Origin of the sequence: Candidatus Darwinibacter acetoxidans (assembly GCF_041936445.1) — a bacterium.
Lineage (GTDB): Bacteria > Bacillota > Limnochordia > Darwinibacteriales > Darwinibacteriaceae > DTU010.
Genome location: NZ_JBHGXH010000136.1, coordinates 1 through 2,054 on the forward strand (window position 1 = coordinate 1; position 2,054 = coordinate 2,054).

Here is a 2,054-nt window from a genome sequence, read left to right on the forward strand (position 1 = left end):
GAGCTTTCGCTGGTGAAATACCTGCGGGATGCCGCCTGCGAAATTGCTTTTAAACGCCATGCCGGGACGATAAAGTATCTCTATGGCCCCGGGGGACGGATGACCCTGGCATCAGGAAAGGATCTTACCGGCGTGAAGACGATTATCGGCACCGGGGGACCGCTGACCCAGCTCCCCGGGGGCAGGGAAGCGCTGGCCCGGCTCACCGGACAAGGCTATGGGCGTGAACTCTATCCAAAAGCGGCCCGGGTTGCTATTGACCGCAGCTATATTATGGCCACGTGCGGGGTGCTGGCCAGGCGCTATCCCGAGCAGGCCATGGAGTTATTACTGGACAGTCTGGAGTTGAAAGCATGACCTATCCGCTGCTGGCAATTGATCCGCGAAAAATTGAGCATAACACCGGCCTGGTGGCCGGGCTTCTGCAAAAGCAGAGTATGCGCCTGGTAGGCGTAGCCAAGGGGACATCGGCAAACCTGGATGTGGTCGGGGCGATGATCAGGGGAGGCGCCGCCGCCATCGGGGATTCCCGCATTGCCAACCTGGCCCGGATCAGGGAGTGGGGTTACCGGGGTGAGACCATTCTGCTGCGCGCACCGGGCCCGTCGCAGTGTGCCGAGGCTGTAGCTTATGCAGACACCAGCCTGAATTCAGAGATCAGCACAGTGCGCCGCCTCGGCGAGGCGGCCTTGCAGGCGGGACGGCGCCATAACGTCATCCTCATGGTCGACCTGGGCGACCTGCGCGAAGGGGTCATCGCGGAGCGGGCCCCCGAAGTGGCCCATGAGATGGAGAAGGTGCCGGGGATCCGCCTGGCCGGCATCGGCACCAACCTGGCCTGTTACGGCGGCGTCATCCCCACCGTCACGACAATGGAACTTCTTCTCGAGGTAAAAGAGAAGGTGGAGCGGCGCCTCGGCAGGAAACTGGAGCGTGTCTCCGGGGGGACATCAGCCAACTTGAAAATGGTCCTGGAGCAGCAGGTGCCGCCCGGTATAACCGAGCTGAGAATAGGCGAAGGCATTCTTCTCGGCAATGAGGCCGTCTGCAGGGAAGCGATCCCCGGGTGCTTCGCTGATGCCTTTCTCCTTAAAGCCGAGGTGATCGAGGTGCAGCAGAAACCCTCCAAACCCATTGGCGAGATCGGGCAGGATGCTTTCGGGAATGTGCCTTATTTCAAAGATCGGGGCATTAGAAGGCGCGCCCTCCTGGCCGTGGGCCGGCAGGATGTTGATCCCGAAGGGCTGATTCCCCTTGAGCCGGGCATCGAGATCCTGGGCGCCTCTTCCGATCACCTCATCTGCGATGTTGAAGAGGCGGCTTTGCCCGTTGAAGTGGGCTCCATCCTTGAATTCAAGCTCACCTACAGCGCCCTGCTGCGGGCAAGCACCTCCCCCTATGTGACCAAAAGGGCGGTTTGAGCCAACAACTTAAAAACCGCCCCCTTTCTTAATGAATATCATCTAGGCTGAAATACATTCTGCCAATTAATTTTGCGCTTGCCCGGATTCTGTTGGAACAGGATCCGGGATCTTTATTTGTACCAGATAACAGAATTATCCCATACATAAGAATTTTCAGGCAGGAATAGTGTAATAATTGTAGAAAAAATCATATAATTATAAACATTGCCGGAGGAGATGGTTCTAGATAATGGAGACAAAAAATATATATTTATCCAGGCCCTGGTGCCGGCTTTACCCGGAAGATGTACCCCGGTCGCTCGAGCTTCCACAGGTTTCACTGCCGGATCTCTTCGACGAAATGGCGGAGCGCTACAGCAATCATATCGCAGTATTTTTCTACGGCAGCAAGATGAAATATAGCGAATTGAAAAGACAGGTGCATAGATTGGCTGCCTCCATGCACCAGCTCGGTGTGAAAAAAGGTGACCGGGTGGCGCTCTACCTGTTAAACTCACCCCAGTTCATTATCTCTTACCTGGCGATTCTAAAACTGGGCGCGGTAGTAACGCCCATCAGCCCGGTCTACACCAGCCAGGAGGTAAGGCACCAGCTTGCCGACAGCGGGGCCCGGGTGGTAATCTGCCAGGA

General features: G+C 56.7%; 3 protein-coding genes. All 3 read left to right on the forward strand.

Annotated features, from left to right (window positions below):
- Nucleotides 1–357: glutamate mutase L (locus ACE4YL_RS04955; protein WP_461369321.1), on the forward strand; the 357-nt coding region annotated here is incomplete at its 5' end.
- Nucleotides 354–1,421, forward strand: coding sequence for an alanine/ornithine racemase family PLP-dependent enzyme (locus tag ACE4YL_RS04960; protein WP_461369322.1), 1,068 nt, complete (start codon nt 354–356; stop codon nt 1,419–1,421). The genes ACE4YL_RS04955 and ACE4YL_RS04960, both read left to right, overlap by 4 nt.
- A gap of 232 nt (nt 1,422–1,653) precedes the next feature.
- Nucleotides 1,654–2,054 (forward strand): AMP-binding protein (locus ACE4YL_RS04965; RefSeq protein ID WP_461369323.1); only part of this gene is annotated, 401 nt, incomplete at its 3' end.

Bases quoted from the DNA above. Each gene is read 5' to 3' on its own strand.
- ACE4YL_RS04960 (WP_461369322.1), top strand. From the start codon at position 354: ATGACCTATCCGCTGCTGGCAATTGATCCGCGAAAAATTGAGCATAAC.